Below are 26,935 nucleotides of genomic sequence, written 5' to 3' on the forward strand. Positions count from 1 at the left end.
TGGCCCACTACCTCTCGTTCACACCAAGGCTACTCGCCTTACTAAAACCTATATTGGGTTCGTTGACTTCCATTGAAGGAATTGAAACCGTCGCTATGTGGCAAACCGGCACTGGATCCAGCTCTTCTTGTTCCAAGGTGAAGGCATCCTCGCTAGCAAGCCACGCGATCAGCTCCCGCGCCGGGGAGTTCTCGGAAACTGAGATTGCCTTGGCGGAGCGGGGTTTTCCATGTTTGCGCGCCAGATCAGGTGACATTTGATGCAGAGAAACAGGAGCTTTTGAACAGCATGCAACAGCATCTGCAATTGCAGCGCCAGCCATGTCGATATCCCCCCAATGAAACACGCCTTGGGTGACATGTTCTGAAAGCTTCGCGATCAGCTGCTTCTCTCCGAATCCCGGCCAGCCGCCCGTATAGAGTACTGCTGTATTAGGGGTGAGGGCTTCTGCGACATAACGATTGAAGCTTGCGTAGTTTTCAATGGTCACGAGCGCGCGTAGTGGGCTGACCTCAAGCGTGTCGATCATTGAAGGGTGAATGCCCAAATGCAGCTTTCTGTCGAAGTGCGACTGCGCAAAGGGAATATCCGCAGTAAACTGAACGAGGTGTGCGAACTTTTCTAAACCCAGATCTGAGTGGATCATTTCGTCTTTGACATCAACGCCGTAGAGATCGATTGCGCGGAGCTCTGCAAGGATTCTCGTCAAATGGCGCTCAATCAGTTTCGAGTCTCCGCATTCCACTCGGGAATACGTTCGTAAGTCTCGACCGTCGGTCACATCTTTCGAGAGCGCCGCCCCATAGGCCTTGAGGTATTCTTTCACGGGCTGAAGGTCATCTTCACTCATACGGTGAGGGCGCTTGTTCAATTCCCATTGCTCCAATAGTCGCTCCATGGCCTCTGACGCATTTCCTCGGTGTTTTTCGGGCAATGTTTTCAGAAATCTCTCCAGAGTGCTCCTGGCCCCTGCCAGCTTGCCTGCTTTAGGTGTCCGGCCTGTCATATTGTAAAGAACATCCGCGTCAGCCAATACGACGCGCTTCATCAGGTGCGATAGGTCACCCTTGTCCATCTCGACATGGACAGCCCCTATACGCTGAGCATGCTGGATAGCCTCTTGAAACTGTCTCTGCTTGTCGGGGTCCCGGAAGGCCTGGAAAACAAACTCTCCGATCTTGGGACCTAGTCGGCCATCCCGCTCAGCCGCCTCATGACGGTCGAGCAGTTTGGCAAACAGTTCCCCTGCAACCCGGTGTCGCTTCCTGGCGCTCATTCAGCTGCCTCTGTCGCCGCGTTGAGAGTGGGAAGGCGACCGATATGTCCGGACTGCACCTGCTGGCGGAAACCATCGATCCCAAGATGCTCGGGATTGGCTTGTCGAAGTTCCTTCTTGGTCCGGTTTCCAATCTTCTCCACGTCAATGAAGAGTTCCGGAACGCCCGGGGCCTTGGAAATGGTGACGATGGTGTCGGCCACTTCCATGAAGCTGGTCCGCTTTTCTTCGGGTGCTGCAATCAGGATTTGCAGATTTAGGTCACGATAGAGGCGAATAAGTTCCTGTGTGCTGCGGATATCAAGTTTATTGAATGCCTCGTCGAAGCATACGAGACCCATCCCCATGCTCTCGCCCGGACGCGCATTTGGGTAGTAGGCTGCGGCCATGGAGGCGGCGATAGCCACGTAGTAGGGGGTCTGCTTCTGTCCGCCTGAACCCTTGCCGATCCGGTCTGTCAGATTTCCGGTCACGGCAATGTCTGTTTTCAGGCCATCCACACCCTGGTTGTCGATATCAACGTCAGTGACCTCATCCCGGGTCATGACGAGTTCGAACTCGAAATACTGGCGATAGTCCTCGAACTTGGCGGCACCTTCTTCGGATCTGAAAATCTCCCGAATAATGTCGACGGCCTGGTTCAGGATTTCGTCTCCGCCTTCCATCAGTAGGGTTTCCGCTTTGTCAGCCTCTTCCGAGACGCGTTGGGCCATCTGGTAGAGAGGTTTCATGGTGGGGTCGATCTTCCAGTCGAAGACATAGGTCATACCTTCAAACTTGTGGCGCCGGATCCGCTTGTTAAGTTTGCGCATCTCTGAGAGTGCGCCTTTGAGGTTATCATTGAGCTTGGTCATGAAGACCTCACGCACCTCAAGGCGGGTCACCTCCCGGAATTCGCTGATCTGCTTCTGATATTTCAAAAGCTCGTTGTCCTCCATGTAGAGAACATGGGTCACCAACCAGTTCAGAATGTCTGGTTCTGATTTCTTGGCGAGCTCGATATCTTCATCAAAATCCGCCAGGTAGGAGGCAATGCCCCGCATCCGGCGAGCCCGGCGCCCAGCGGCTTCACTGTTGGCATCAAGCTCCTCACGCTTCTCCTTGCGAAGCCTTTCTACATTGTCGATATGCCAAGCTTCGTCTTGCTCCGAGATCCTGTCGAGTCGCGCCTTCAACGAAGAAATTGAGCGGCCCTTCGCATGGTGATCCATGTGGTAAAGGGCATGTCTCCACCGCATATTCTCTGAGCCCTTGTCGATCTCGGCAATTTCATCGCATTCCGCCTGATGGCGAGCGCGCGTGTCGTCCTCTTCTCTTGCCTTCTCACTGGCTTTGGTTTGCTGTCTGATCAGCTTGTTCTTGCGATCTTCCAGCTCTCCCTCCCGATAGACCTTCAGCTTGTTGATGTTCTCGCCATGTGCCTTGATATCTGCGATCAGCTCACGGACGTCATCAGACACTTCTTCATCCCGCCGACGCTCGAGGTCTTTGAGGGTATTCAGACCTTCTTCGATTTCAGCCACACGTGCGCTGGCTTCCTGGGTATCGAGTTGCCCAACAGCCTGAAAGAGTGCCACGCCGTTCTGAAGTCTCTTCATGTCGGCTTTACGGCGATCAATCTCTGATGTGAAATCCTGAACTTGGGTCTGAAGCTCGTGGACAAGGCTCTCCTGAGCGACCCGTCCGAGAATAGGAGATCCCATCCGGTTCACACGAACGGAGAACCCCTGGCTTTGTGAGCCATCTTTCATGATTGCGTCAGAGTGCTGCTTCAGCTCGTCAAGGGTGTCGACCATGACCGTGCCGCCGAACTGTGAGTCCAGGAACTTTCTGATCAGATCGTTGTCTGTCTCCAGGACCGACACGATGGCATTTGGTGCTGCATTACGCAGACCCTTTCCACGAGCGAGTTTTTGCGTGTTGATCAGTCGCACTTTCCAGTTGCGATGCTCGCGCTCATAGCCCTGACCTGTTGCCTGCTTTCGGTCTCGAAGCACTCTGTAGGCTTCATCAAAATTTTTCGGATCGACATAGATCGCCTCCTTAAAGGCGCCCAGGCGGGTCTCGAGAGCACGAACCCAATCTTCCATGCCGGGGACGACATCAACCATCATCGGCAGGGCCTCGGCGACAATACCTTCACTCACCAGGTATTCGATGAAGTCCTGCACCTGTCCGTCCAGGCCTTTGCCACCCCGTTCGCGAGACCGAAGCTGGCGAAGCTTTTCTGTCCGCTTCTCCTCAGCCTGCCGCTGCTGATAGACCATGTCTTCATACTGCGTGTTCAGCGAGACAACGACGCCTTCAGTATCTTTGACGGTCGCAATCAACCGTGAAATTTCGGCAGTATCTTCAGGGAATTTTCCGCTACCGGTAAATTCCCGGCGGATCTCCTCCAGGCGTTCGGCGGCAATCTTCATGTTGCCCGTCGACATCGGAAGGAAGCGTTTCAGGTCATCCGTATGGCGCAGAGAGGATCCCAGTTTAAGAATGTCGTTGAGCTTGCCGGCAGAGGTTTTGATAACCAGCTCCTGGCTGCCAATCTTCTCCTGCATGAGGGCTTGCGACTGAGAATAGCCGGAAGCCATCTGCTGTTCTTTCTTGGTCTCTCGCAGGCGTTCTTCACGTTCGATCTGCTGATCTACCCGAGTCCGCTCCTGGGTCAATTCCGCCAAATCAACCTCAGCTTGGCGAGTTTTGTCACTGGCTTCTGCGCTGTGGATGGCAGCGATCTGAGCCTTAGACCAGGCGGTCTGGAAGGCGTTTTCCTGAGCCGTAAAAAGCCATTCGGCGTGGCTGGCATAGGCTGCACGAAGGGAGCGCGCCTCTCCGATCTTCTTTTTCAGTGTTTCAATAGACGCAGAGATTTCATCCCAAGTTTGAAGATTGGCACGCAGTCGGTCGGTCTGGATGGGATCTTCATCCAGCACGAAGGTTCGAACGAACTCGGTCGGGTCCTTGATTTCCTGGAAGGCGATGGCATTACGAAAGCGGCGGATGTAGTCATCTGCGTTCGGCGTCGCCCCTTTCGGGCGCATCGCTCTGAGGTAGTTTTCGATAAACCCGCGGGCGGAGTTGTTGTGAACCGAATATCCGCGGCCAGATTTCTCCCGTACGCGTTCCAAAATGATTTCCGGGCTGCCGACGACGAGGGTTCCGTCAGGCTCCCGATCTGCGAATTCCTCAAAAGAGAACATAGTGCCTTCCGCGATGAAACGGCAGGTCGTGTGTTCCCGGGGCTCATCCTTGTCGGCATAGATCGTGAGACCAACGGCGCATTCGGCATTTAGGGTGTCGTCCCGGTAGCTAAGGACCAGTATGCTGTGACACGCGTCCCGCGTCAGGCCGAGGCGGATGGTGTCTTCCGTCACTCCAAGGCAATATTCTTTTACTGACCGGGTAGATTTGATCGAACTTGCGGCACGGTTCAGACTCAACTTTGAAACCTGGTTGCCCGTTTTGACGGTTTGAATGGCGTCCAGAAGCGTCGATTTTCCGGATCCCATCATCCCGATGATGGCAGTGATCCCATCAATTTCGATATCCTCCAGCTCCAGGAGGTTCCAGTTCATTGCACTGATGCGTTTCAGTTCAAACATCGGGCAGCTCCTCGGCAACCTTGGAGTTGCTCGTCACGGGGTCTTTGAGGTCTTCTTTTTCAGTCACGTCAGCATGCAGACCGTCAAAGAAATTGGTTTCTTCAGCGTCTTCTTTTCTTGAGGCATCCAGAGCTTGCTGTCGGGCAGCCTCTTCAGCTTCAACACGGTTTTTCTCGATATTGGCGAACACGTCGCTCTCTGGATCTTCGGCATCCAAGAAAGCTTCGATCTCCTTCACGAGATCTGGTGTCACCAGGTGCTTGATTGCCGGCATGATCGTGACGGGAATAATCTCTTCTTCGCGATCTTCCTCGCCAACTCGGACAAACCCTTTAGCCCGCCAGAGATCCAGCATCTCTTTCAAACGGCTTTTGCTCGGTGTATCCCCACCCCCAAGGGCGGTCAGACGATCAAGAAGGGCGTCTGTATCGATCAAAATACGACCTAGGTCGTCCATTTCGCCATCTCGTGAGCTTTCCTCCCACATGATGCGCAGGGTCAAAAGAAGAAGGCTCTCATCCTTTTTCAGTTTCCCGCGGCGCGTGGCGCCATCTATATTGCCGGGCATCACGATGATGTATTCGTAGATTGAATCGATCAGCAGAACATAACCCAAACCGTGCATCAGCCGGTCGAAATAGGGCTCATGCCGGCAGATGAGCCGGTAGACACTTTTCATGCGGTCGTCAGCGTGCAGGACCTGCTTTTCGATGAGTTGACGGGCAGCTTTCTGGAACTGATCAACAATCATGTCGTCATCATCTCGTGAGACACCGTCGCCTTCGATCTGGCGATATTTGATTTCGCGATCCAAGGCGCGCTCGAAGTCGTCCAACATCATCATTTTGAAATCTCCAGTGTTTCGGCGCGTTTTTTGATTTCGAAGTCGGAACAGCTGATCCATTCGTTCTCAAGAGACGTCGGAAGCCTCGTTATTTCCACATCATTCAGGTCATCAGGGAAGATCGTCTTGATGATCATCAAGCGCTCGAAAATGAAGAACTCATCCAGCGAAACGATTTCGATGTCGGAAGCCCTGATGGAGATCTTCTGACCCATTTTGGTATCCAAAAAGCTTCGAACGCGCTCGGGATTGACCCGTATGCGATCAATGTAATGTCGTTTGGCTGCCTCATAGGCTACCAGTGCGGGGTCTTTAAGGCGCTTTCTGGCGACAACGGGTGGCGGCGCCTTGCGCGGCGGCCGCGATTTGTGGAGGGAGCCGCGATCAAAATGTGCATGGACATCCAAAACGTCGTATTTGACTGGAAATTTACTGTCGCTGGCGAGTTTGGATCGCCCCAGGCGTTTGGCAGCATCAATATACTGGCCGGTTTGGTCATCTCCCATGCGGCTCAGGAAGCGGTTGATGTTAAGCACGCGCCGCTCGATCCGCGAGTTTGTCGCCTCGATCATATCGATGTGGCTGTCGATACTGCTGAAGACATCTGAAATCGTGCTGAGTGAGCTGATGATGTTGTGCTCAGCCTCTTCCAGAGAAGGGGCCCGGCCTTCACGGACAAAAGCTGTGGCCAGCACATTGACTAGAACGGCATCCTCCATCATGGCGCGTACATCCTCGACGAGATCGTGGCGGAATCGGTAGGGGCTGTTTTCACCGCGCAGCTTTCTGTAGTCGGCGATATAATTGTCGGTGATGTAATTGTGGAAAAATGTGTCCATCATGCCGGCCACACTGGATTGCCCTTTCATGCTTTGCTCGACTTTGCGTAAAGCACCCACGATGGCCCGCAGGTTTGTCATAAAACGTTCTGCATGGGCCCCGGCCCAAGTCAGATTTTCTGATGCGCTTTCAGGGTCGCGACGCACGGCGTCGACCAGGGTTTTCACTTGAAGCACTTCCCCACCAAAGGAGCGCACCTTTCCGGATTTGATGTCCAGCAACGCTTGGAGCAGCAGTCGCGCTTCACTGTTGAGATCGACAACGGTTCTCAGACCGTCTCTGCTTTCTTCCAGCCATTTGGATTTCACTAGATGGCTATAGACCGCGTAGTGCACAGGGCCGTCACGGAGACCTTCTTCTCCAGTCAGGCTGGCTTGCCATTCCCGAGCCAGGATGAAGTCTTCGATTGCGCGTTGAACCTGCTTCTTCCGCATAGTTTCCGCCGCATAGCGAAATACCTCGGTCGCCAGATGTTCGACCAGGTCGGCATAAAACATCGCGTTCTCGGTACTGAAGAGCCTGAACTGGCTTGGCTCCAAGGAACCGAATATTGAATTAACCATCAATTGGCCTCATCGAATCGAAGTGACGTTGCCTGTTGCCAAGCGCTCGACTTATTTGACATTTCAGGGTGTCAAAAACTGTCACACCCCACCGGCTGAACTTGAACCTAAACCTTGACAATTAGAACAAATTGGGAACGAATTCGCATTCGCGCCGTAAAATCAGAATTCAGGGTGATGTCGACCATGTGATGTCAGCAACTTGTTCCGAAATGACCTGCCAGTTGAAAAATACCCGCCGTCAGAGGTATCAAAGCGAGCCCAGATATCAACCTCTGCTAGAAATTCTATTCCATAACAAATCCAGAACGTCAGAGAACGGGTGTTATGTGAAGCGCCCTACAGTTGAGTGATTGGCTACAGCCAGCTTGACCGGCCGTGCCTTCCTGCCAGAAATCGACAGCCGTTAACCAGCCTTAAACGACATAGGCCCTGGAGCATGCAATGCCCTTCACATCATTATTTGAGGGACAAATCATGCCGACAGAAGCGTGCGAAATTGACAGACGCATTGTAAATAGAGCCGAGAAGATGGCTGAAGTCGGATACAACGGCACCTACACATTCAAAGACTACGGTAAGCTGGGCTTGCTGTTGCGCGTGCGAGGCCATCGCGCCGTTTGGCTGGCAAAATACAAGCAAAGCACCAAAACCATCGGGCAGCTTTACCCGCGTCCCACAGAACGGCCGATCACCAGCGTGAAAGTTGCCCGGGAGAGAGCGGCCAACGCGAGGTCTGTACTCATGTCTCAGCCAGACAAATTTGATGAGTACATGACACATCGAGATCAAGGGCACGATCACGAGGCAGCGGTGTCAAAGCTGGTGGAAGTTCCATCAGGATGGACCTTGCGACAGTGCTTTGAAGCAACTCTGGAAGACAAGCAATCTCTAAACGGCAAAAAACAGATCAAGTTCTCAACCGTCAAAGATATCAGATCTATGATGTCACGCCCCACCTGGGGAAACATCTTGGACCAGGAAGTCACCCGCCTCACCCAGGGCGATCTTGAGAAAGTCAGGGATGATACCCGAAGAGCTCACGGTGTTTCCACCTCGCTTAAAGTCGTGACTTATACAAGAGAAGCTCTCACTTGGTGTGCCAGGGAGCACAACGGCGCAAGCGGTCTTGGAGAAGTAAACCGTTGGTGGCCCAACTTGTCATCGCCAGTGATTGTGAATCCCAAAACTCGGATGCCGGCACTGGACAAAGCGGTGAGAACCCTATGGATCGCCGAGCAGTTTCTGAACCATCCATTGCCCAAACGCCAATGTAGGAAAAATGGCGTACACCCTTGGACGCTTGCCGCCTTGTGGTGGGCCGTACTGACCTGTCAAAGAACTGGAGCGGCCTTCTCGCCGCTGAAAAGCGACCTCCTGACGGACATCCATGCGCCGGAGAAATGGCAACTGGCGTCCTGGGATGTGGACAAGGTTAAAGGAAAGCAACGCGTCATCCTGCCTGTACCGAAACAAGCCGTTGACCACCTGAACAGGTTCTTGAGGATGTCCAAACATTACGATGGCTCCGCAGTGTTTCTGCCTTCCGCGCAAGACCTGACCAAAAACGTCACTGGGTCAGGGGCGTATCAAATCCTGTCCCGCCTGGCCGGCAGAGACCGAAACAAGCCCGAGACCGATAGACGGGTGAGCCCGAAAAGAGAGCCCTGGCCGGATTTGCTGACGGAAGAAGGGATCGATTGGTGGTCGCCACATGACATCAGGCGAACCCTTTCGGACTTTCTCAGCGACGCAGGATATCCCGGTGGCGCCTCAGCAGTTCTGACACATTCCATCAAAGATCCCGCGATCCTCGCTTTCAGCCAAAACGACCAGCGTGTTTTTGATCGAATGAGGCAAAGCCCGGCAAATGTAACCGAGAAGTCATATGGTGCGCATTCAGCTTACATGGAACTGAAGAAAGACTCGATGGAACTCTGGGTCAATGCCGTCTTGCAAACCTACGAGGAGCAGAAGCAAATTCCATGGAAAGGGACGTCTCTAAAGAAGATGCAGAAATCCCGAAAATAGAGACCACGTGACCTAAGAAACTCTTTCAGTGCTGTCGTATGGGTTGCAAGGTGTCGCCCAGATCCAATTTAAGAACCAAGTGTAACTCCCTTTGGCCATCGCGAGAGGAGCCTTGATTGAAGACCAAACTTGACCAGGTCAGTCGAGATGCATACCGGCGCGTTTCGCAAAGGACCGTTTGAAGGCTTTTTGTTTGAGTTGGTCCTAGAGATCCGTTGCTTTCTGCAAATTTCAACGTGAGAAGCGCCGCCAGCAAAAAGGGAAAACGCCAAAATTGGGGTAATCATTGGTCTGATGGCGAAACTCGATCATATTCGATGTGCGCCTCAATACCCATCCGTTTTATGTCCGAAGAATACCTTTGTCACATCCTCGATAATGTGCCAGGTAACACGGCTTCCATCCCGAACGAAAAGACTGTCTCCCGGTTCGAGCACACTGACCTGACCGCTCTGCATATCAATCAAACGACAGCTCCCGGATAAGATGGTCATCAATTCATCCCCCTGTTCCGTGCACTCAAAAGAACCCTTTGTGCATCGCCAAATACCGGCACGGGTCGCATGTCCAGGACCTCCAGCATCCACACGACCTGAAGCACGTGGCTGGCCTTCCTTGATTTGATAGTCACTAAGAGGGTTATCGAAGGGCCAGTCATCTAGGTGCCCCACATCATCCCCGGGTTTGTATTCAAACATCTCTAAACCCAATCGTCCTCATGTCCTGCTCCGGATATCCAATGTAAGTTGCACTAGGTCGCGCACTTCGTTGTCGGTTAACAATGGTCTTGTTTGTCTGTGACAGTGGCGTTACGTGCTTCGGCCAAATGAGCGCTCCCCACGGCGCGCTTGCACGTTACCGGCAATAACCGGCCCGCTTTAGACGCGACCTCGCCGCCGGGGTCTCCAATTGCCTGTAGCGCCCATTCGAGTACCTCGCGCAATCCAGAGCATGTCCAGCCGCTATCACGGCCGCCCCAATGTCTTCCCCGTCCGCAAAACAAACACCGACCCAGCGATCATGCGTGCGCTCACCATTTAGTTTGCACTCTACGTCCTTGCCTCGAAGGAAATTCACCATCCAGCGTCTTGCGTCTTGACCAGAACGAGTGCCAAGCTCGGGCGCATCCACGCCGTTCAAGCGCACGGGAGTGCCATCGACAACAATTGTGTCTGCGTCACGTACTTGGAGACCACCCGCAGTGGCAGTCGTAGCGAACAGCGCCGCGGCAATGGTTAGCTTCTTTAACAAGGCAAAGTCCTCGGTGTCTGGTGTTAATCGATTATTTGGGTTGCTATGCGGGTATCTACGAGTTCATCCTCGACAAGCGCATAGATCTCCTCCGGAGGAGTATTCAGCGAATACAACATGAGCGCCGGTTCCACACCCATGTCGATGAGATGCTGCATAGTTTCTCCTTGCCCTTTTTGGATACCCTCGACGGCGAAAACGACTGGAATCAGGCGGGGCTGCTCGTAGTAGTGTTGGTGCATACCCACAAGGCCGCGCAGCGAGACAATGCGATCTTCTCCGCCTGCTAGGATGTAAGGGCATGAGGACACGCACATCGCGCCAGCGAGAACGGCAGAAGCCAGCTCAGCCTCTCTAACTTTCTTACCGATGGACAATGCCTCTGAAACCACTCCTCCTGGGCTGTGAAGAGCTACCAAGTCAGGCTTCTCCTGCATGTCCGACAAGTACGAAGCGAAGCGAGACGAGTCATCCACCTCTATCTGACCGCTGAGTAGAAGTACCCTCCCCAGTCCTTCGACTTCCTGAACCGTGAAGTCCAATCGGCTTGGAAATGCTTCAGGTACGGGGACGTCTAGTGGCCCGTCTTGAGGCACAAGCGATGGATCACTGCGGTCAGTGCGGTACTCGCGGCGTTGATCACCGGGGGATATAGGTCCTGTTGGGAGTTCAACACGCTCTTTGAACGGGCTGGGGATTCCACCAAGAACGTCCGACGCTATTAGAACGCCCGCAATCGCTGACTGCAAAATCAGAATGTAGCGCAGCCAAGAGCGCGGATCGAGACGACGTAGCAGGCCCATCACATTTCATCTTTTTGTGAAGTGGCGCGGTTGAGGATAGCTGCGTCGGCCACGCCCATTGTCGCCTCAACGTCCTTCATAGCATTCATTGCGGCTCTAAGGTCAGAAAGCGTTAGAGTATCCTCAATGCTCATGCCGTCCTTGCCACTGCGGATCGCGGCTTGTGTGATAGCCAGCACAAACACCAACACGGCGGGCAACAAGTCGATGGCTATAGCTCCAGCCCAAGAAGGTACGAAGTTGTGGGCGTACTTGATCACCGCATCGGCGCTGGAAATCGGGTTATATGCCGTCTCGATGGGCGGCTCCATTTCCAACACCTCGTCAGCAGCGTTCTTGAGTGTCTTGCTGCGTTGGTCCAGTGCATTCAAAACTGAGTTGATTGTGGATGATTGCGCATCTCGTACGTCGGAACTGCGCCCATCAAGTTCAGGAAGTACAACCGAGGATGGCAGGTCCTCAGCAGCGCGGGCAACAAGTGGTGCCACGCTGTATTGGTTGAGGCGCGAGATAACACCCGCCAGCTTCACGCTTTCTTCGGAGAATTGAACTGAGCGGCGATCCACTGGACCGGGCGCTACAGTAAGCTCGCGCATCTTTGCGAGAATTTCGTTGCCTTGCTGGAACGCTTCCTCGATGGGTTCCTGCTGTGCCGCAATCTGCTCTTCAAGATTGCGTAATTCTTCGGCCTTTTGGGTCAGTACGCGAAACACTGCGCCTCGGCCAGCGGTTCCAGAGAGGTCTCCGGATTGCTCCAGTTCAGCGAGTTCTTCAAAACTCTGGCGGGCGCGTTCCACCTCGCGACCCAACGCTTGACCACTCAGAGCTATATCGTGAGCTTGCTCAAGAGCAGCTTGGTAGTCACGGACAGTGTTTTCCAAGTGTTGTTCGACCGCTGCGGAACCTGCAAGGGCGGCTGCGTTAAGCCAGCTAGACATGGCGATGATGGCGACAGAACCAACAATCGTGGAGATGGTCAAACCGATGAAACCACTGGCCGTACGCATCGAAGGCAACAGACGGAGCATATAGCTCCAGAAGACAAAGATACCGACAGAGACAGCGATTGAGTACGCGACCGCAGCGAAGAATGAGACCGCGCCATTATCTTCAAGCAGCGAGGACACACCAAGATAGGTGTAAATGCCAGACGCAATAGCTAGGACCCCCAAGGCTGCGGGAGTAAAAGTATCTAACCAGGCAAGATGACCTTCGAGTTCTTTAGCCGTACGAAGTCCCTTTGCTTCTTCAGCCGTTAAGCGATCCTTGTTCTCCGTCATACTGCATATTGCTCCACACTCATCACGCGATAGTTCGCTACTTAATCATTCATTAAGATTTTTCACCTTGGGTTGCACATCTGAACGGTACGAAACGATTGCTTGCGCGCAACGGCCATTCTTCTGTGAGTTTCCGCCAACCTGCGCTGCCAGCCCTAGCGGAAGCGAAAATCACGAACTAACTGAATCTCCAGTCGTTATTCTGGAAGTTTCAGTAAGTGGAGATCAGTCGCCTGGCTTACCCGCGAGTGAATGCGCTCAGCGGGGTAAATCCGCCACATCTCTCAAAGTGAATGTGAAGCGTCCCTACCATATCAACCCGAACGTGTGCTTGGGTCGATCATGATCCAGTATGACAATTTTGATTGACCGAACTTTTGGAGACCTGTCCCGTGGAAATCTTGATAGTTTTAGGTTTGGTTTTGGCTGTCGCGGTGTATTTGGCAGTCCGCAGTAACAGGCCAGGCGATACAACTACTCCGCCGAGTCAATCAGGTGTGAATGAGAAACCTAGATTGACCACGAACCAACGGCAGCGCACAACGCCGCCACAGAGTTTTGATCCAGACCATACGCTACCGAAACCCGACGTCACGATACTGGCGGGTTCAGCGTACGTTGTAGATGGCGATACATTGGTCATTAAGAAAACACAGGTCCGTCTGTTTGGTGTCGATGCTCCCGAGATGAACCACCCCTATAGCAAGAAAGCAAAATGGGCGCTCGTTTCGCTCTGATCACAGCGGAAAACAGTGATTTCTTTAGACTGCAAAAAGCCGTCAGTGGGTTACGACGCGCGCGTGGTGTTCGGGAAAGGCACTCTTAAATGCAGCATCCATTAGTATGCGCGCCTTGTCTTTCTCAATAGACTGCGCCGCCATCTCCCTGATCAAACCCTGTGTGGTAAGAAACACTGCTTCGCTCAAACCAATATTATGTGTTTTTGCGGCCAAAATGGCTGCTTCGATATATCCATCAATTTTGATTTTCAGCACAGTCTGGCGCTGCTTGTTCAAGTTTTTGAAGTCGTTCATCGATCAATCCTCCAACTTTTGCTCAATTGCGATTTGCAATCAAATTGCATCTTGGTTGGCCAGCGCGCCTGCAACTAACAGCGCCTCAGCAAGGTCTAGTGCATCGTCAGGCCAATAGGTTTTGGGTCGTGGGTGATGGATGTCATCCGCTACAACCGGTCGACAGGTCAAAACGGCATTTCGCCATTGCAACGGTACGGCATCGCGTCCCTGTGACGCCCCCAGAAGAGCGCCGCAAATTGCAGCATTTGTATCGGTGTCTCCTCCACAAGCCACAGTTCCAACCACCGCATCCCGAAGCGATTGCTCGGCCATCAAGCAATAGAATGCGTTCTGAAACGCAGTGAGTACCCAACCCATTTGATGCTGGAACTCGATGGGACGTTTCGTTCGTGCTGCCAGAAGCCGGTCGCGTACAACAGCCGCGCCTTCATCCTGACCCGCATTGGCATAAGCGGACGACCACATGTCTTCCTTGCTCCCTCCAGCCACACCCGTAGATACCGCCGCAGCAAATGCGGCATTAGCGGCCTTGGTCACCTCATTCGGATGGGTGAGAGAAGCGTCTTGGCGTGCGATCTCTGCGGCCAGTGCAGGCATTCCACATGCAAAGACCCCAATAGGGCTTACACGCATCAATGCCCCGTTTGCCTGGCTATCAGAGGCGACGGGGCCACTTTGTGCCAGCGCAGATATCGCACTGCTGGTTGTCATTCCAATGTCGAAGGGCCGGGAGTTCCGCCAATCGACATAAGCATTCGCCACGTGATCTCTGTCGAAACGATCCATCGCGCACAGGCTTCGGGCCAGTGCCAAAGCCATTTCACTGTCATCTGTGGGTTGGCCAGCAATCAGGTTCCAAGTGCCGCCATCCTGAAGACTGTCGACAACACCTGGATGCCTGCGGGCAATCGTCTCTGCCTCCAGAAATTCCACGAATGACCCCAACGCGTCGCCTGCCAATTGTCCCAACAAGACACCATGTGCACGCGCGAGGTTCGTGGGGAGATTTGTACGTCGCCTTGGAACGGCAGGTCTACGGTCAGCTTTCGGGTGCGCGGTCATTTGGGCGCCGGACAATCCGCGTACCAAAGCTTCCGCGCCTGCGACAACGCCATCGAAGGAGGTTTGACGGTAGTCGATAGGACTTCCGTTTCTCTGTGCGATGACCTTGCCAGCACCAATTATCAGGGCGTGTCCACCAGCAATATCCCAAGAAGACAACCCGCCTACCAAACTCATGGCAGCGTCGAGCTCCCCTACAGCGGCGAGCGCCAACCTATAGGCGGGGCTAGGCATTGTGCGCACACGGAGCCCTTTGAGGCTAACATGGTTAGCCAGGGCAAAATCCGCTGCATCTGCATTTAATCCAACAATTGGCTTATCGTGGGAACCGGCCGGATTGATAACCTTTCCATTGCGTTTCAGGTTGCCCCCTTTAGCCCAAGTTATCAGATCGCCCGCATCGTCCGGAGCTGTGGGTGCATACACCACGCCCAGTATGGGCGTATTGTTTTCAAGCAGCGCCACGGACACAGCGGACCCGCGCAAGCCCTTCATAAAGTCCGCCGTCCCGTCATGAGGATCAATCACCCATGTCAGAGACCCGTCGATCAACGAGCTTTCAGTCTCTTCTCCAAGCCAGCTTGCCGGCTGAAGGCGCATCAGATTTGTTTTCAAAAAGGCTTCTACTTCGGCGTCGACGATGGCCTTGTGAAGGGTTCCGCGCGGCCCCTCTGGTCGATGAAACTCGGCTCGGATCATTGCACCGGCCGTTTTTACCAATTGGATGATTGCTGGCAGTTTTTTAGAAATCGGGTTTTTGGTCTTATTGATCATTGAAGGTTCTCCGTGGATTCTTTCGATTGACGCCAACTTAACCAACCGTCAGACCTGAATTTGGATCCCTCGGGATTTTGCGGAATTCGAACTAAGGGAGTGTAACGCTTGGAAAACGCTGTAGGTTTCTATTGGACACTACCTGTTACTTGGGCGCATTTTGTAGAACTACCGAAAGATTTGGAAGCTGCGGCCACTGTCAGCAAAACTATTCGCTATCAGATGGAACTGATCAGACGATACGCGAAAAACCATGACTACAATCTCATACATGAAGAGATTTTTCTCGAAATCGAACCTGACAGGGGCAGCGTACATATCCAATCAGCTCTGGACTTCATTGAGCGCATGTGTCGAACCAGTAGTGCAACCATTCTAGTCGTCGATTTTTCAGTTGTGCAGAACTGGCGTCGGAATGGGTATATGGACGAATGGTTTGAAAACACTGACATGCCATTTATTCGCATCCCGCCTGATCCGCTCCTGTCTGCTGAATGGACTTTCGATCCCGGCCAGCATTTTGGCGATTGGCGCAAGCGGCACTCGGACTGGATTAACTCCAAGCGTGAACGAGAAGCGTTTGCATTGCGTCGAAGTTTAAAGCTTCAGGAAACCGGTCTGAGCGTGAACGCAATAGCCGAACAATTGAACATGGAAAAAACTCCCTCACCAACAGGGAAACCATGGCGTGAGAGCAATCTCAGAGCCTTCATGAAAAAGCACAAATGAGGTTGCTCCCGTTCTTCCTTGAGTCGGAGTTAAGCGCCATTAAACTTTTGAAATGATGTCAGGGGTCCTGTGACCGCTTCCAATTTTGCTCGTGCCTTTCTGTCGTCGCCGAAAACCAGGGCTGACTTTTCCCGCGATGTACGCCCAGCATTGTTTTTTAATCGAAACGTGACTTGGATCGCGCACTTACCGTCAAAGCCCCCACCATAGATAAATCTATATGGGTCTTTTGACATTTCTTTCGCGGTGGGGAGGTCTTGCGCAGCGAGCTGTTTGGAAGCCCAGATATCCGGCATGAACCTGGCACAGTCAGTCGGTGAAAGAAATATCACATCATGGGATTGAACGGCACGTTGGATCCGTGTGCCGCCCTTTTTGAAACTCCGCCATTGTTCAATGCGGTCAACAGTGGCATCCACAACCACGGGTGAAAGCAGATACACGTTTTTGGGGCATTCATTGTGGATCAACCGGATGCGATCCATCGCCTGTAATATCTCCATTTCCCGGATTTGCCTGAGAATCCTATCCCCCCAAGCATCGGGATGTGCAACGACCTCTAAGGGCGAAACCCCTCCTTTCAGCCGGATACCTCTAGATACTTTAGTGTACTCCCCACTTTGGAAGGCATCACCTGTAGCGGCAGCATAGGCTCGCGCGATGCGCTCTATGTCCTGACAAGCCGGTTGCTCACGGCCAATTACAAGTGCTGAAGGGCAACCCTCCCATCTGTTCTGCCCCCTTAGAGCACCAAAGTGCCCTGCTCGTTCGGTGTTGATAATGTCGAGTGACTGGAGAACACTTTTGTTTGCAAACACCGCGGCGTTAGGCTGGCGTGCAATGACTTGTTCAACCCAGGCTTTGAGTCTTTGGTTTTCTTCTAGGATCTTTGTGCTTAATCCTTGACGAGCTTGGCTTTCCTGACACAGTCGACGCTTAGAAAAATTGCATCCTACTACCTGTGTAATTTTGGCGTTTCGCTCCACCGGATGGTGATGGCATTCAAGATCTGACCCAAAAGCTATACGAGACAACTCTTGATCTGCCGTGCCATCAAGGTACAGAAAGGGGACGTCGTTTCCATGCTTAAGCGACTTAACCCTTACAGCTGTCAAACTCGGCTCACGTTTTGGGTCGCGCCAATCAGGGCCTTGTTTGAAAACACCTACGGCTTCTTCAAGACCGTAATCGAATTCGGAGCGAAGGCACTCGAGCAAAAACTGAAGCGACTGAGCTTCTTCGGTGGGCAGTCTTTGCAGCCTACTGCGCAAGAGCGCAATGTCGCGCGCGTTCCATGTTTGAGTGCCATAGCCCAGAGCCTTTCGAAGAATCACTGACACCGATTTCGAGTTAAAGGCTTCGAGTGCCGCGATAGCTTGTTCGAGGAGTATGGACGTTATGCCAGAGGCTCTGAGTGCATTCAGAGACACACTGGAAGACTGCCCAAGCGAACTTAAAAGGGCTCGTTGAACACGGGTAACGGGATGCTCATCGACAACGGGAGCAACTCCTTTCGTAGCGCCGTGTTCTTCCGAAAATGACCGGGCCTCAGGAAGAATGAAGTCCCCGAGTTCTTCCAATGTGACATCTACACTTTCAACGGCGAAATCTCTCGGGCGCTCATCAAAGATGACAAGGTCAGGTTTCGCTTCACCCGGCAGCGGTAAATAGCCAAATTCGTGTGGGGCAAAGACAATTAGACCGGTCTTGTCCCTCAAAGCTCGTTTGATCTCGGCCTCTTGGCGAAGATATCCGCAAGTGTCTTGATGTGGACATCGCTTGCATAGCGATGAACGAACCGACCAACCTCGAGCCGACACGTGCCGGGCTGTCTCAAATACCCGGCACATTTTTACCCCGTTTTCCATTGGGTCGGTCTGACCCCGCCCACGTAGGCCTATCGCGAGGGGAGCACCAGCCGGCGCATTGACGATATAGTCGTCGAGCGCTTCTTGAACTTTTGCATGATCCGGCAAGAGCATCAGTGAAACCAGGCCATGTGTTTTGTGAAGAAAGCCTGGCGCTCCCTCTCTGCCAACGAGGAACGCTGTCTTCCCAACGCCTTGCGCCCCGGACAGAAGAACACGCGGCGCTGTTACAGGTTGAGGGCCATCTGTGAATTGCCAAGACTTGGCATGGTAAGCCAAGGCTTGTCTTCCCCAGTCTTCCAAAACCTGGGCATGCTTTGCGATGGCCTCTTCACGATGGAGGGTCGGCGCTGGATAGAAAGGTACTGTCGCGACTTTAATGTCGCTTTGGCTGAGCGGCCGCTCCAAGCCAGTTTTGAGACCGTTCTCAACTACTTCGTCCGCACGTTTGTATCCAACAGATCGCGCAGCTTCGACAAGGCTTTCTCGAGCTTCGTCGAAGGAAATGTGTCCACCTGCTACGTAGCCGCCAACGAGTTGAACTTCGTCGAAGATCCGAGGATTGGATGCCCCCTTCAGTACAATTCGTTTGCAGGCCTTGGACAACTGCTGTCGTCCAAAATTGGATGTCGACGTGCATCCTTTTGAAGACTTGGTAAGAGAACCCTTGTCGTTTCTTCTATTGGACTGCCTTGGATTGGCATGCCTTTTCTTGGCTTCGATTGGAAAAGCAATGAGCGAGGCATCGACGGCATCTTTGTACCCTCTAAACACTCCTGACCTGGGGCACCCTGCGAGTGGATCAGATACGCCCTGAAAGATCGGGAAGGCCGTATAATTGGGTTGAGCAATGCCCGCGAGAGACTTGTCGCTTCCGGCATGTTCGAACAAAAATCGACGCTCGTGTGCAAACAGAGGACGGTTTGCCAGACACCAGAAGTGAAACTTGGCCAAGTCATCTTTCCCGGGGGCTGCCGCGCTGGAAGACGCTTGCCAAACTACGGATACACCTTGCAACACAGGTATTTTGCGACAAAGTGCGCTCCAGGCCCATTGCGCTAAGGCCGCCGGATCTTCCCATCCCAAATGGCCGGGACGTACGAGATCATCCACATCGAAATGTAAAAGGTAGGAGCCTCTGTCTTCCAGCGTCGCAGGCGCCCCGTCACGTGGATTGGCCAATCTTCGTATTTTCTGTTGATTGCGGTATGCCTCGGTGACTGAGCCCATCACGACCACTTTGGATGGCTCGTAAGCCAGCTTAGTGAGCAAAGCTGCAAGACCATCAAACCCTGAGATTTCGGCTTCATGAGGTTTGAAGTGTTTTGCTCGACTGCTGCGCTCCACCCCGCCTGGATGAAACACCTTCGTTTGAGGTTTATTGGTGCTGGCTTCTAAGACAGTTACTTTGAATACATTAGTTTTGGCGGCGACCTTAGTTGTTCGCTTGGCATCAATTGCCATGGGTGTTTCTCCGGGAGCACATAGCCAGGCGCGTTCAGTTTACGTAATGCGAAAATTCTCAAATTGACTGACACTACTCGGGTCCTGCCGTTGGGCTCTCATCCATTGGCCAGCGAAATTGCTGACATGCGGAGTGTCCCGAACTTTGGTTTAGCGGTGGTTTCTAAAGCCGAGACTCAAGGCTGGCGTTCAGGTTTTGTTAACTTCACACAACACCAGGGCTTACCCGAGGATAGGAAGGGCTTGGAAAGGCAAGCCTAAAATAGCCAAGTCTTGGTATGGCAATCCTCGTAAACCCAAGACAAAGAATGCCAATCTGAGACTTGGCCTCCAAATTCTTGGTTTTCCAAAGCATCCTTAAATTTTCCGAAAGGTCGATCTGCCAATATGGAACCAGGCAAAAAAAAGGAGTCTATAAGTGCCTGTTATTTCGTTTCTTTCTCCAAAGGGTGGTTGCGGAAAGTCAACCGTCTGTGCGTTGATTTCACAAGAACTCTCTAGGCTGGACCTATCCTCAATCATCCTGGACACTGATCCAAAACGCTGGATTTCCAGTTGGGCGAACCTGAAACAGCTGAACAGCAATATCGATGTGCGCCCCATTGACCAAGAGAACCTTACGGATGCCGTCTTCAAATCCGCAGTAGAGGCGGATTTTGTACTGGTGGATGTTGAGGGTTCAAATGATGCTAGCCTGATTGACGCAGTCTTGGTTTCTGACTTTGTAGTTGTACCATGCCGGGCAAGCAGGATGGATGCGCTAGGAGCCGTACAGGTTCTCAAGCAAGTAGCTCAGAAAAGCCAGGTTCTGGGTCGGAAAATTCCGGCTGGTGTACTGCTCAACCAGACTGAACCCGGGGCAGTAGAGTTCCGGATCACAGGCGCTATCAAAGCCATTCTCGAAGAAGCCGGTGCACCGATTTTCAAAACGCAATTGGCGGCTCGACCCGTTTTTCAGGCGATGATGAGTCTGGGTGGAGACTACGTCGATCTACCGCGTGCGTTTCAAGGATCTTCGCCAAAATCCGCTTACGAAAATGCGAGGGCACTGGCTCGCGAGGTTCTACTTCGTGCCACAACACCTGGCTACGAACATGTATAAGGAAAGCCGGATGAGCACACACACAAAAGTACCGAGTATTGGCAGCATTCAGGAACACACACCAGACGACATGAGTTTCGAGCGCAAGGCACCAGTATCGCTGTCACAGCTGAAGCTGGCAGAAATGAGCCCGAGTCGACGAAGAGCAGCGCTTCGGACAAAGACGTTTACTTCGGATGTGAACCCAGCGCTTTATGCGGCATGGGACGAACTTCGCGAGGCTAAGGAGCTAACAGTTGTCCGAGCTCTAGAACTGTCGCTAATTTCTTTCCTGAACGCTAACGACAAGGAATTTGAGCTGTAGATATAATCTCAAGCGTATTCCGTTCCGAAGAAAACTGCAAAGGATCGTAACTATCCTTCCGAACCGTCGCGTTGTTTTTCCTTAGAACAAAGACATCCGTAAAGGGCGCCCGATAGGGGCGCCTTTTTACTTACATACGCACGTCTGCATTTGCATGTGTATTTGTTTGTTTGATCATTCAATCGTGTACGAGGCGCTGACCTTTTTGGCTTCCATTATAGCCAACTTATGCCCGCGACAAAGCCTGACATAGTCCGAAGATGTGCGTGTGCCCGCTTGCCACTGGACATGATGCGACCGGGGCTGATCACCTCTCGTCGCACCTGAGATCCGTCCGATCCACTCCAATCTGAAGCCCTTAAGGCCGGGTTGATACCATTGGCGCGAGTATCTGCTTCAGTTTCGCCTTTGATCATTTAACTAATTGTTTTCATGAAAACTTGGCTTTGCATTTTGTTAAATTTATGGCCGCCCGAGCACATCAAGCGCCTCGGTTGCAGTGATAAACCTGCCGTCCTCCAGCACATCCTCGAAGTTGTCGACCGCGACAAGGAAGGAACCACCACGGCGCATATCCATGGATATTCTATAAACCCAATTGACGTCCTCCTTGGTTACCACCGAAACCTCCGCTTTCAGATATTCCTCATCAAACTCATCGATGTCCCCACCAATTTTCACACAAAGATCACTGGTAAACTTGGACAGCATGTCAGCAGCTTTTTCCCTATTCATTTGGGTGTTGGCCTCCCACAAAAGCTTCTTACCTCCAATTTTTCAACGCCCCACCCAGTTGGTACATTCCGACCCCACTGCCCTTCGACTTCTTTGGATACTTCGCTGATGGCTTGTTTCGGTTCTTTCTATGAAACTTAGCCCAATCTGAGGCTTCCTTTGGGTTGAAACCAAGCCCTTTTATCTGATTTTTGCAGTTGTTTATGCTCGTTACGAGCTTTCTTGCTTCCAAAGCCTCTTTCGGAGTTAACTCTTTACCAGATTTCGCTTTTTTCAGGAGTTTCCCGAGCCGCGTTCGTCGCTCCTCATTCTTCAAAGCGATCTTCTTTGCTTCTGCGAGGTTGCTGGTAGCTTTGTTCAGCTTCGTTCGTCTGCCCATTTAAGTATCTGCCTAATTCTATCGACCATCAGCTACCCAATTTCCGTGTCCGTTCTATGCGATTGAAATCACGACGCGAAGAAATCGGAACTCATGACTATGACCGGCAGCAATATCACCAAAGCCAAGAAACCCCACTTTAGCGCGGCGCTTTCGACCTTTTGACCAAATGCCGTTCCTCGACCAAAGATGACAGCGTCGCCTAGCCACCCGAGCAGCAGAGCGTTGGCAACAAAGACTGTCGCGAACATGCCTGGTCGATCCAATGACAACTCAAGACCAGGTAGAGCAAAGTAGCAAACTGGAAAGAACGCAACGATCCAAACGTAGTATGCGATCCGTCCAATCATGTCAGGTCTCCTGCGAAAGCTTTGTGACCGTCCGGCTAAGGCGCTCTAGTTTTGTTCCGGTACGGCTTATTACGCTGCTTAGGTAGCGTAACGCCAGGGGAGATGTTCGTCGAGGCGTGTGATCTTGTGGTCTGCGAATTGGGTAAGGACCCAGGTGAGGCAAGCCTGTTGTGCGATGGCTTCGAGCTCGTTTACGGATGCGCTCAAGGGGTTACCCCCCCTTTTTCCTCGCCAAGGAAAAAAGGGGGTAAACCGGGGGTAGCACAAGCGAGTCTTCAACGGTTCTTCCCAAGTTTCTAAATTGGCGGGTTTAGCTACCTGCTCTGAACGGAGCTCATCGGCGAACACCGGTTATCTTTTCTATATTTTATCTTTTCTATATTTTCTCAGTTCTATCTTTTTCACTTTTCTATCTTTTTGCCTTCCGAATTCATATCTGGCCTCAAGCAAGTTACTTAAAAAATATAATATAATCAATGTGTTAGGTTGATTTTTTGTTGACATGCAGTTTTAGACATGTCAAAAGAACTGCGTGAAAACAATCAAATGGAGATGCGCATGCTTGAGTATATTCGAACCGCCTACAATCAACTTCACGTCGCAGCAGTTATCATTCATGTTCTGCTTGTTTTCGGCCAACTGCTTCACATTCTGCCACATGCATAAGGACCCCCAAGTGACCTGTACGCACTTTGATATAGCCATGCAGGTGCAGCCTCTCCTTCGACACCGTATTATTTCAGCCTAACGGGCTTGATACGCGGTCGGCGTCGAATGAAAGGCTGCACCTGCTTCTGCTCCTCGATCATAGAAAAAGTCAAAAGAAAGTACCTTTTCCCGTTCGTATCGCGGCACATCCAACATCCGACCGCAAAGCGTTGCTGGTGGATTATTGCCACTCCAAAAAGGTGTGGCTCGCTCTCCTCGGTTCTTTTGTGAAAGACCTCAAGCTTTGCTTTTTGGCTGGTTCGCACACCAGAGCGCCTTTCATGAATCTCCAAAAAAAGTGCTGCGTCGGATGGAGAAAAAATCTCTACAAATCCTGTAACAAGATATCTTTTGCCGCAAATATCCAGCACGCCAAGCCAAGCAGAGCATTCATTGTGATTGGGGATCCCATTTGGGTACAGCTTTGCAGATCCTGTCTTTGTCATATTGCATAACCTCATTTGCTCGATGGCAAATGTATGTGCGGACGCAAGCAACAACGGCCCGTCCCGCGGTTGTTGGTAAGTTGTTTGTTGCAATGTCGTTACCAAACTTCTGGCTACGCGAACGTCCAACAACAAGTTGTGCCGCTAGCCAAATGGAGTTTACGCGATGGGAAAAGCTGCCCGGAGTTCAAAGACCCGACAAACTGAACTCATTGGAGTTAGGTTGAACTCGGATTTGAAAAGCCTGTTGGATGAACGGGCCAAGGAAAATGGTATCTCACCTACTTCACAGGCTCGCGTCCTGCTTGCACGTTCACTCGGGTTCTCAAACGAAGTGGAAACGCGGCCACCATCTCGGCGTTGCAGTCAAAAAACGATCTCACAAGATCTAAAACGCGCCGTCTGTTTTCTGGATCTTTTGCAGGACATGCGCAGGGAACTTCAATACCTCGCGCATACCCTAACGCGCACTCATAACGATCCTTCTGAAAGCCGCGCCATTGCTGCTGCTCTGGCCAAAATATCTGCTTCCCTACATGGCATCCAAATCCACGTGACAGGAGGCAACACATGATCATCAAAACATTTCGTGTCCCTACCGGTCATACCAACAAGATTGCCAAATACCTTGCCGCCAAAGGCGAAAACGAGCGGGTTGATTGGCTCTGCGGTCATCCCGATGACATCCAAATCATGGGCGAGATTTCGAAGCTCTCGGGAAAAGCTTTCTCCGTACGGCACGTGGTTCTGGCACCCCAGGCCCGTTTAGATCACACTCAGCTCGCGCAAGTGATCAAGGCATATTGCCAAGAGTATCGAGTACCCAATTCCAGCGTAAGACGCCTTTGCCTGATCAAGCATATGAAACCGCGTGCTTCCACAGAGTGCACAAATGTTCACTGGCATCTTGCGATACCGGAGACAGATCCCCTCAGTTTGAGAGTACTCAACAGTTCCTTCACGCGAATCCGAGACGAGAAGTTATCCCGAATGTCCGAATTAATGCTCGGCCACCCCATTGTGCCAGGGCGGTTCACCAAGCAGATTTTAGAAGCTTTGAAGAAGGAGCAGCCGAACCTTGATCTTACTCCTTACTGGAAAGCGCTAGAAGGAGTTGTTCATGGCGCAAATTCTTCGATCATCCTAGACAGAACTATCGGACTGGCCCAAGACGAAAAAAACAGTCCGCCTCACCTCACCGGCACAAGCTCCGGTGAGGTAACAAGTGCTCCCGAGTGGGACGCGACATGTGTCCCATTTTGGCGAAAAACTGTTTCGATCTCTGCTTTGTAGATCTCGCGTTTCTCAACCAGAAGAGCGCTCAAATTTTCAATGACGGCTCGGCTTTTGTCGATGACGTCTTTCGCCCGAGAACTGGCCGTTTCCAAACGTTGTAATACGTTGTGCCGAATCTGTTCATCCTGAAGGACCTTACTAAGGTTCGTCACTTCGACTGGCCGCCACAGCAAAGGATTTGCGCCAAGTCCAAACATCTCTTCCAGGCGCGTCGCAAGAAGTGTCGCTTGCGCAAGGTCACTTTGCGCACTGCCGCCAGAGCCAGTAGAAACCGATCCAAGAAAAACCATTTCCGCTTCGCGCCCTGCAAGAAGCATTGCCAGCTTCGCTTCAAGCTCAGCGAGCAAGGGAAATGGGCTCTTGTTCTCAAAGAACACGACCCCACCTCCAGTTCGGATCTCGGCACGATCAGGCACCCCAAGCCCGAGAAGGCTCCCGGCAACAATGTGCCCCGCTTCATGATAAGCTGCCCGCAGCAAATCCGATTGCGAACTCTCAGGTACAATATTCTCTGCGGCAGCCCACAGATGAGCATCTTCTAACGTGGCTCCTTTGTATCTCGCCAAACTGCGGGCTTTTCGCACAATCGCCGCCGCATCCGCGCCTGTGCAGCCAATAAGATGTGCAGCCACGTCCTTAATCGTGCGCAGCGTAATTTCGTCGCCGCAATGATCTAAAAGAATGTCGACAAGCGCGTCTTTTCCGGGTTGTGACATCTCAATTTTCAGATCAAAACGCCCCGAGCGGACCAACGCGGCATCCAGTTTTTCTGGATGGTTACACGCCCCGACAATCAGAATACCTTGATGCAAATTGGCTTTATCCATTGCCTCAAGGAGGCCATTGAGCGCCGATCTGGTATAATTTGCATTCTCGCCGCTTGCGGTTGCACGATCCTCAAAGGAATCGATTTCATCAATGAACAGTACCGTCGGCGACCTTCTGCGCGCTGCATCGAAGGACTTGTTCATTGCCGCCAGAAAATCGCCCAGGTGGCCATGTTGCTGCCAGTCGGCGTAGCTCGTCGCAATGAAGTGCGCACCGATCTGACTGGCAAGCTTTGAAGCGGCAAAAGTCTTACCTGTGCCCGGGGCGCCAAACATGAGAACACCCCTGGGAATTTCCGACCAATCCAATTGACCGCCTCTCCATGTTTGAATGTCGGCAGACAGTTGCTTCAGAACCGCTTTGGTCGAACCCAAGCCCTTTACTGCGTCAAGCGCTGACTTATCGGCCGCAACCGAGTTGTCATCGGCAAATCGAACAAGCGCTTCCACCATCTTCTTGGTGTTCGTCTGTCGCACTGCGGTGGTCAGCTGTTCCAGCGTCAAACACTGCAACTCCTGTGCTTGAGGCAGTTGGTCAAGGATCGGTTGCATGACCGGGTTGCAACATGGACGGTGCAGTACCTGATGAAGTTTTAGAACGATTTGCGGAGAGATTTCCGCTAGCCGCACAACTTGTGTTGCCGCCTGTCGGATTGTTTCAGGAATTTCCTCCAAACACTCGACAATGCACAGGAACGGCCGTGACTCCGCCATGCGATCAGACAAGTTTTTCTCAAACTCATCTTTTCCTTTGGCCCGGCGCGATGAATAGGTCCTAGAATTCCGAGTAACAAGGCTGATCTTTGGAAGGTGTTTCTGAGCTTTTTTTGTTGCCGGCATGAGGCCGCGTTCGAAAGCGTCCTCGACATGTTCAACCCATGCCGGATCACCGGTTTCAACGACGGTGAAACCATATGGGGCATACAAGCTTTCGATGACGGTCTTTTGGTCCTCGGGGAAGCTTGCAAACAGCCGGATCAAAGCTGCCGCAGAGTGGATATCGAGTTTTGGTGAGCAAGCGAACCACTTCGTCCCCACACCCGCTTTTCCCTCATCTGCGCCCCAAGCATTTTCTTGAGAATCGGTAGAGCATAGTTCACGCAGCGCGTCATCGAACCAGGTGTTGAGTTGTCTTAGAAAACTGGAAGAAGTCTTAGATCCTCGTGGCATCGAGCACCCCTTTTGTCGGATTCAATCTGAAGCAGCTTGGAACGGTCGAACTACGACCAGGGACTATCCAAGCGATATCAGCCTCACGCTGGGGCGACTGAACAGTTCAGGTTGTTTCACAACAAAAGTCATCAATATTTCCAATTTGGGATCAGCAATTTAGTGCTGTTTGACTACGAGTACAAGACCCGACTAAC

The 26,935-nt window shown here is 52.2% G+C and carries 23 protein-coding genes; 7 read left to right on the forward strand and 16 right to left on the reverse strand.

Going from position 1 to position 26,935, the window contains the following annotated elements; all coding sequences use genetic code 11:
• Positions 1 to 7 precede the first annotated feature (7 nt).
• Genes AC2FJ6_RS11180 through AC2FJ6_RS11195 form a run of 4 tightly spaced genes read right to left on the reverse strand, consistent with a single transcriptional unit; the run spans position 8 to position 7,056 of the window.
• The gene (locus AC2FJ6_RS11180) at positions 8 to 1,276 is read right to left on the reverse strand and encodes a Wadjet anti-phage system protein JetD domain-containing protein (RefSeq protein ID WP_481668119.1); all 1,269 of its coding nucleotides are present in this window, start codon (positions 1,274 to 1,276) and stop codon (positions 8 to 10) included.
• The gene (locus AC2FJ6_RS11185; RefSeq protein WP_496669032.1) at positions 1,273 to 4,875 is read right to left on the reverse strand and encodes an SbcC/MukB-like Walker B domain-containing protein; all 3,603 of its coding nucleotides are present in this window, start codon (positions 4,873 to 4,875) and stop codon (positions 1,273 to 1,275) included. Before AC2FJ6_RS11185 ends, AC2FJ6_RS11180 begins: the two co-directional genes overlap by 4 nt.
• Positions 4,868 to 5,719, reverse strand: a complete 852-nt coding sequence (locus tag AC2FJ6_RS11190; RefSeq protein WP_496669035.1) for a DUF4194 domain-containing protein — start codon at positions 5,717 to 5,719, stop codon at positions 4,868 to 4,870. The genes AC2FJ6_RS11185 and AC2FJ6_RS11190 overlap by 8 nt, the downstream gene beginning before the upstream one ends.
• Entirely contained in the window at positions 5,716 to 7,056 is a 1,341-nt protein-coding gene (locus AC2FJ6_RS11195; RefSeq protein WP_496669037.1) for a Wadjet anti-phage system protein JetA family protein, read from the reverse strand. The genes AC2FJ6_RS11190 and AC2FJ6_RS11195 overlap by 4 nt, the downstream gene beginning before the upstream one ends.
• Before the next feature lie 510 nt (positions 7,057 to 7,566).
• Here AC2FJ6_RS11195 and AC2FJ6_RS11200 point away from each other — a divergent pair.
• Positions 7,567 to 9,153, forward strand: coding sequence for a site-specific integrase (locus AC2FJ6_RS11200; RefSeq protein ID WP_170385617.1), 1,587 nt, complete (start codon positions 7,567 to 7,569; stop codon positions 9,151 to 9,153).
• A 326-nt stretch (positions 9,154 to 9,479) separates the two neighbouring features.
• Here the strand turns inward: AC2FJ6_RS11200 and AC2FJ6_RS11205 are convergent, their stop codons facing one another.
• The 4 genes from AC2FJ6_RS11205 to AC2FJ6_RS11220 all read right to left on the reverse strand — a co-directional run bounded on the left by AC2FJ6_RS11205 (position 9,480) and on the right by AC2FJ6_RS11220 (position 12,487).
• Positions 9,480 to 9,851, reverse strand: coding sequence for a cupin domain-containing protein (locus tag AC2FJ6_RS11205; RefSeq protein WP_496669040.1), 372 nt, complete (start codon positions 9,849 to 9,851; stop codon positions 9,480 to 9,482).
• A gap of 157 nt (positions 9,852 to 10,008) precedes the next feature.
• The gene (locus AC2FJ6_RS11210; RefSeq protein ID WP_496669243.1) at positions 10,009 to 10,299 is read right to left on the reverse strand and encodes a thermonuclease family protein; all 291 of its coding nucleotides are present in this window, start codon (positions 10,297 to 10,299) and stop codon (positions 10,009 to 10,011) included.
• 128 nt (positions 10,300 to 10,427) lie between these two features.
• Positions 10,428 to 11,207: a COG3904 family protein gene (locus AC2FJ6_RS11215; protein WP_496669042.1), complete on the reverse strand. Its 780-nt coding sequence runs from the start codon at positions 11,205 to 11,207 to the stop codon at positions 10,428 to 10,430.
• Positions 11,207 to 12,487 carry a hypothetical protein gene (locus tag AC2FJ6_RS11220; RefSeq protein ID WP_496669045.1) on the reverse strand — a complete coding sequence of 427 codons (1,281 nt, stop codon included), beginning with the start codon at positions 12,485 to 12,487 and terminating at the stop codon, positions 11,207 to 11,209. Before AC2FJ6_RS11220 ends, AC2FJ6_RS11215 begins: the two co-directional genes overlap by 1 nt.
• Before the next feature lie 365 nt (positions 12,488 to 12,852).
• Between AC2FJ6_RS11220 and AC2FJ6_RS11225 the strand changes: the two genes are divergently transcribed.
• A complete protein-coding gene (locus AC2FJ6_RS11225; RefSeq protein ID WP_496669047.1) occupies positions 12,853 to 13,224 on the forward strand; it encodes a thermonuclease family protein in 372 nt (123 codons plus the stop codon).
• Between the two features lie 42 nt (positions 13,225 to 13,266).
• Here the strand turns inward: AC2FJ6_RS11225 and AC2FJ6_RS11230 are convergent, their stop codons facing one another.
• On the reverse strand, positions 13,267 to 13,521 hold the full coding sequence (locus AC2FJ6_RS11230; protein WP_496669052.1) for a hypothetical protein: 255 nt from the start codon (positions 13,519 to 13,521) through the stop codon (positions 13,267 to 13,269).
• A gap of 39 nt (positions 13,522 to 13,560) precedes the next feature.
• Complete coding sequence (locus AC2FJ6_RS11235; RefSeq protein ID WP_496669056.1) at positions 13,561 to 15,360, reverse strand: inositol monophosphatase family protein; 1,800 nt, start codon at positions 15,358 to 15,360, stop codon at positions 13,561 to 13,563.
• Between the two features lie 108 nt (positions 15,361 to 15,468).
• Here AC2FJ6_RS11235 and AC2FJ6_RS11240 point away from each other — a divergent pair, with 108 nt between their 5' ends.
• Positions 15,469 to 16,089 (forward strand): hypothetical protein, encoded by a 621-nt coding sequence (locus AC2FJ6_RS11240; protein WP_496669058.1) that lies wholly within the window; start codon positions 15,469 to 15,471, stop codon positions 16,087 to 16,089.
• A 29-nt stretch (positions 16,090 to 16,118) separates the two neighbouring features.
• On the opposite strand, the gene AC2FJ6_RS11245 is transcribed toward AC2FJ6_RS11240, so the two are convergent.
• Positions 16,119 to 19,421 (reverse strand): hypothetical protein, encoded by a 3,303-nt coding sequence (locus AC2FJ6_RS11245; RefSeq protein ID WP_496669059.1) that lies wholly within the window; start codon positions 19,419 to 19,421, stop codon positions 16,119 to 16,121.
• Positions 19,422 to 19,839: 418 nt separating this feature from the next.
• On the opposite strand from AC2FJ6_RS11245, the gene AC2FJ6_RS11250 reads away from it, so the two are divergent.
• The gene (locus AC2FJ6_RS11250; protein WP_321251725.1) at positions 19,840 to 20,523 is read left to right on the forward strand and encodes a nucleotide-binding protein; all 684 of its coding nucleotides are present in this window, start codon (positions 19,840 to 19,842) and stop codon (positions 20,521 to 20,523) included.
• Between the two features lie 10 nt (positions 20,524 to 20,533).
• Positions 20,534 to 20,827, forward strand: coding sequence for a hypothetical protein (locus AC2FJ6_RS11255; protein ID WP_480776951.1), 294 nt, complete (start codon positions 20,534 to 20,536; stop codon positions 20,825 to 20,827).
• A 462-nt stretch (positions 20,828 to 21,289) separates the two neighbouring features.
• Here the strand turns inward: AC2FJ6_RS11255 and AC2FJ6_RS11260 are convergent, their stop codons facing one another.
• The 4 genes from AC2FJ6_RS11260 to AC2FJ6_RS11275 all read right to left on the reverse strand — a co-directional run bounded on the left by AC2FJ6_RS11260 (position 21,290) and on the right by AC2FJ6_RS11275 (position 23,445).
• Entirely contained in the window at positions 21,290 to 21,562 is a 273-nt protein-coding gene (locus tag AC2FJ6_RS11260; protein ID WP_480776950.1) for a hypothetical protein, read from the reverse strand.
• Between the two features lie 28 nt (positions 21,563 to 21,590).
• A complete protein-coding gene (locus tag AC2FJ6_RS11265; protein ID WP_480776949.1) occupies positions 21,591 to 21,941 on the reverse strand; it encodes a hypothetical protein in 351 nt (116 codons plus the stop codon).
• A gap of 68 nt (positions 21,942 to 22,009) precedes the next feature.
• Positions 22,010 to 22,291, reverse strand: coding sequence for a hypothetical protein (locus AC2FJ6_RS11270; protein ID WP_480776948.1), 282 nt, complete (start codon positions 22,289 to 22,291; stop codon positions 22,010 to 22,012).
• Between the two features lie 734 nt (positions 22,292 to 23,025).
• On the reverse strand, positions 23,026 to 23,445 hold the full coding sequence (locus AC2FJ6_RS11275; RefSeq protein ID WP_171123535.1) for a hypothetical protein: 420 nt from the start codon (positions 23,443 to 23,445) through the stop codon (positions 23,026 to 23,028).
• 166 nt (positions 23,446 to 23,611) lie between these two features.
• Here AC2FJ6_RS11275 and AC2FJ6_RS11280 point away from each other — a divergent pair, with 166 nt between their 5' ends.
• Positions 23,612 to 24,019 (forward strand): hypothetical protein, encoded by a 408-nt coding sequence (locus AC2FJ6_RS11280; protein WP_171123537.1) that lies wholly within the window; start codon positions 23,612 to 23,614, stop codon positions 24,017 to 24,019.
• Positions 24,016 to 24,738, forward strand: coding sequence for a hypothetical protein (locus AC2FJ6_RS11285; protein ID WP_496669061.1), 723 nt, complete (start codon positions 24,016 to 24,018; stop codon positions 24,736 to 24,738). The genes AC2FJ6_RS11280 and AC2FJ6_RS11285 overlap by 4 nt, the downstream gene beginning before the upstream one ends.
• On the opposite strand, the gene AC2FJ6_RS11290 is transcribed toward AC2FJ6_RS11285, so the two are convergent.
• A complete protein-coding gene (locus AC2FJ6_RS11290) occupies positions 24,636 to 26,738 on the reverse strand; it encodes an AAA family ATPase (RefSeq protein ID WP_496669063.1) in 2,103 nt (700 codons plus the stop codon). The genes AC2FJ6_RS11285 and AC2FJ6_RS11290 overlap by 103 nt on opposite strands.
• Positions 26,739 to 26,935: the final 197 nt, after the last annotated feature.

The sequence above is a fragment of the Ruegeria sp. CDSA089 genome, assembly GCF_059612205.1.

Bases quoted from the DNA above. Each gene is read 5' to 3' on its own strand.
- AC2FJ6_RS11230 (WP_496669052.1), bottom strand. From the start codon at position 13,521: ATGAACGACTTCAAAAACTTGAACAAGCAGCGCCAGACTGTGCTGAAA.
- AC2FJ6_RS11215 (WP_496669042.1), bottom strand. From the start codon at position 11,207: ATGGGCCTGCTACGTCGTCTCGATCCGCGCTCTTGGCTGCGCTACATT.
- AC2FJ6_RS11235 (WP_496669056.1), bottom strand. From the start codon at position 15,360: ATGATCAATAAGACCAAAAACCCGATTTCTAAAAAACTGCCAGCAATC.
- AC2FJ6_RS11185 (WP_496669032.1), bottom strand. From the start codon at position 4,875: ATGTTTGAACTGAAACGCATCAGTGCAATGAACTGGAACCTCCTGGAG.
- AC2FJ6_RS11245 (WP_496669059.1), bottom strand. From the start codon at position 19,421: ATGGCAATTGATGCCAAGCGAACAACTAAGGTCGCCGCCAAAACTAAT.
- AC2FJ6_RS11275 (WP_171123535.1), bottom strand. From the start codon at position 23,445: ATGACAAAGACAGGATCTGCAAAGCTGTACCCAAATGGGATCCCCAAT.
- AC2FJ6_RS11260 (WP_480776950.1), bottom strand. From the start codon at position 21,562: ATGAATAGGGAAAAAGCTGCTGACATGCTGTCCAAGTTTACCAGTGAT.
- AC2FJ6_RS11285 (WP_496669061.1), top strand. From the start codon at position 24,016: ATGATCATCAAAACATTTCGTGTCCCTACCGGTCATACCAACAAGATT.
- AC2FJ6_RS11220 (WP_496669045.1), bottom strand. From the start codon at position 12,487: ATGACGGAGAACAAGGATCGCTTAACGGCTGAAGAAGCAAAGGGACTT.
- AC2FJ6_RS11255 (WP_480776951.1), top strand. From the start codon at position 20,534: ATGAGCACACACACAAAAGTACCGAGTATTGGCAGCATTCAGGAACAC.
- AC2FJ6_RS11190 (WP_496669035.1), bottom strand. From the start codon at position 5,719: ATGATGATGTTGGACGACTTCGAGCGCGCCTTGGATCGCGAAATCAAA.
- AC2FJ6_RS11290 (WP_496669063.1), bottom strand. From the start codon at position 26,738: ATGCCACGAGGATCTAAGACTTCTTCCAGTTTTCTAAGACAACTCAAC.
- AC2FJ6_RS11280 (WP_171123537.1), top strand. From the start codon at position 23,612: ATGGGAAAAGCTGCCCGGAGTTCAAAGACCCGACAAACTGAACTCATT.
- AC2FJ6_RS11195 (WP_496669037.1), bottom strand. From the start codon at position 7,056: ATGTTTTATGCCGACCTGGTCGAACATCTGGCGACCGAGGTATTTCGC.
- AC2FJ6_RS11270 (WP_480776948.1), bottom strand. From the start codon at position 22,291: ATGATTGGACGGATCGCATACTACGTTTGGATCGTTGCGTTCTTTCCA.
- AC2FJ6_RS11200 (WP_170385617.1), top strand. From the start codon at position 7,567: ATGCCCTTCACATCATTATTTGAGGGACAAATCATGCCGACAGAAGCG.
- AC2FJ6_RS11180 (WP_481668119.1), bottom strand. From the start codon at position 1,276: ATGAGCGCCAGGAAGCGACACCGGGTTGCAGGGGAACTGTTTGCCAAA.
- AC2FJ6_RS11265 (WP_480776949.1), bottom strand. From the start codon at position 21,941: ATGGGCAGACGAACGAAGCTGAACAAAGCTACCAGCAACCTCGCAGAA.
- AC2FJ6_RS11205 (WP_496669040.1), bottom strand. From the start codon at position 9,851: ATGTTTGAATACAAACCCGGGGATGATGTGGGGCACCTAGATGACTGG.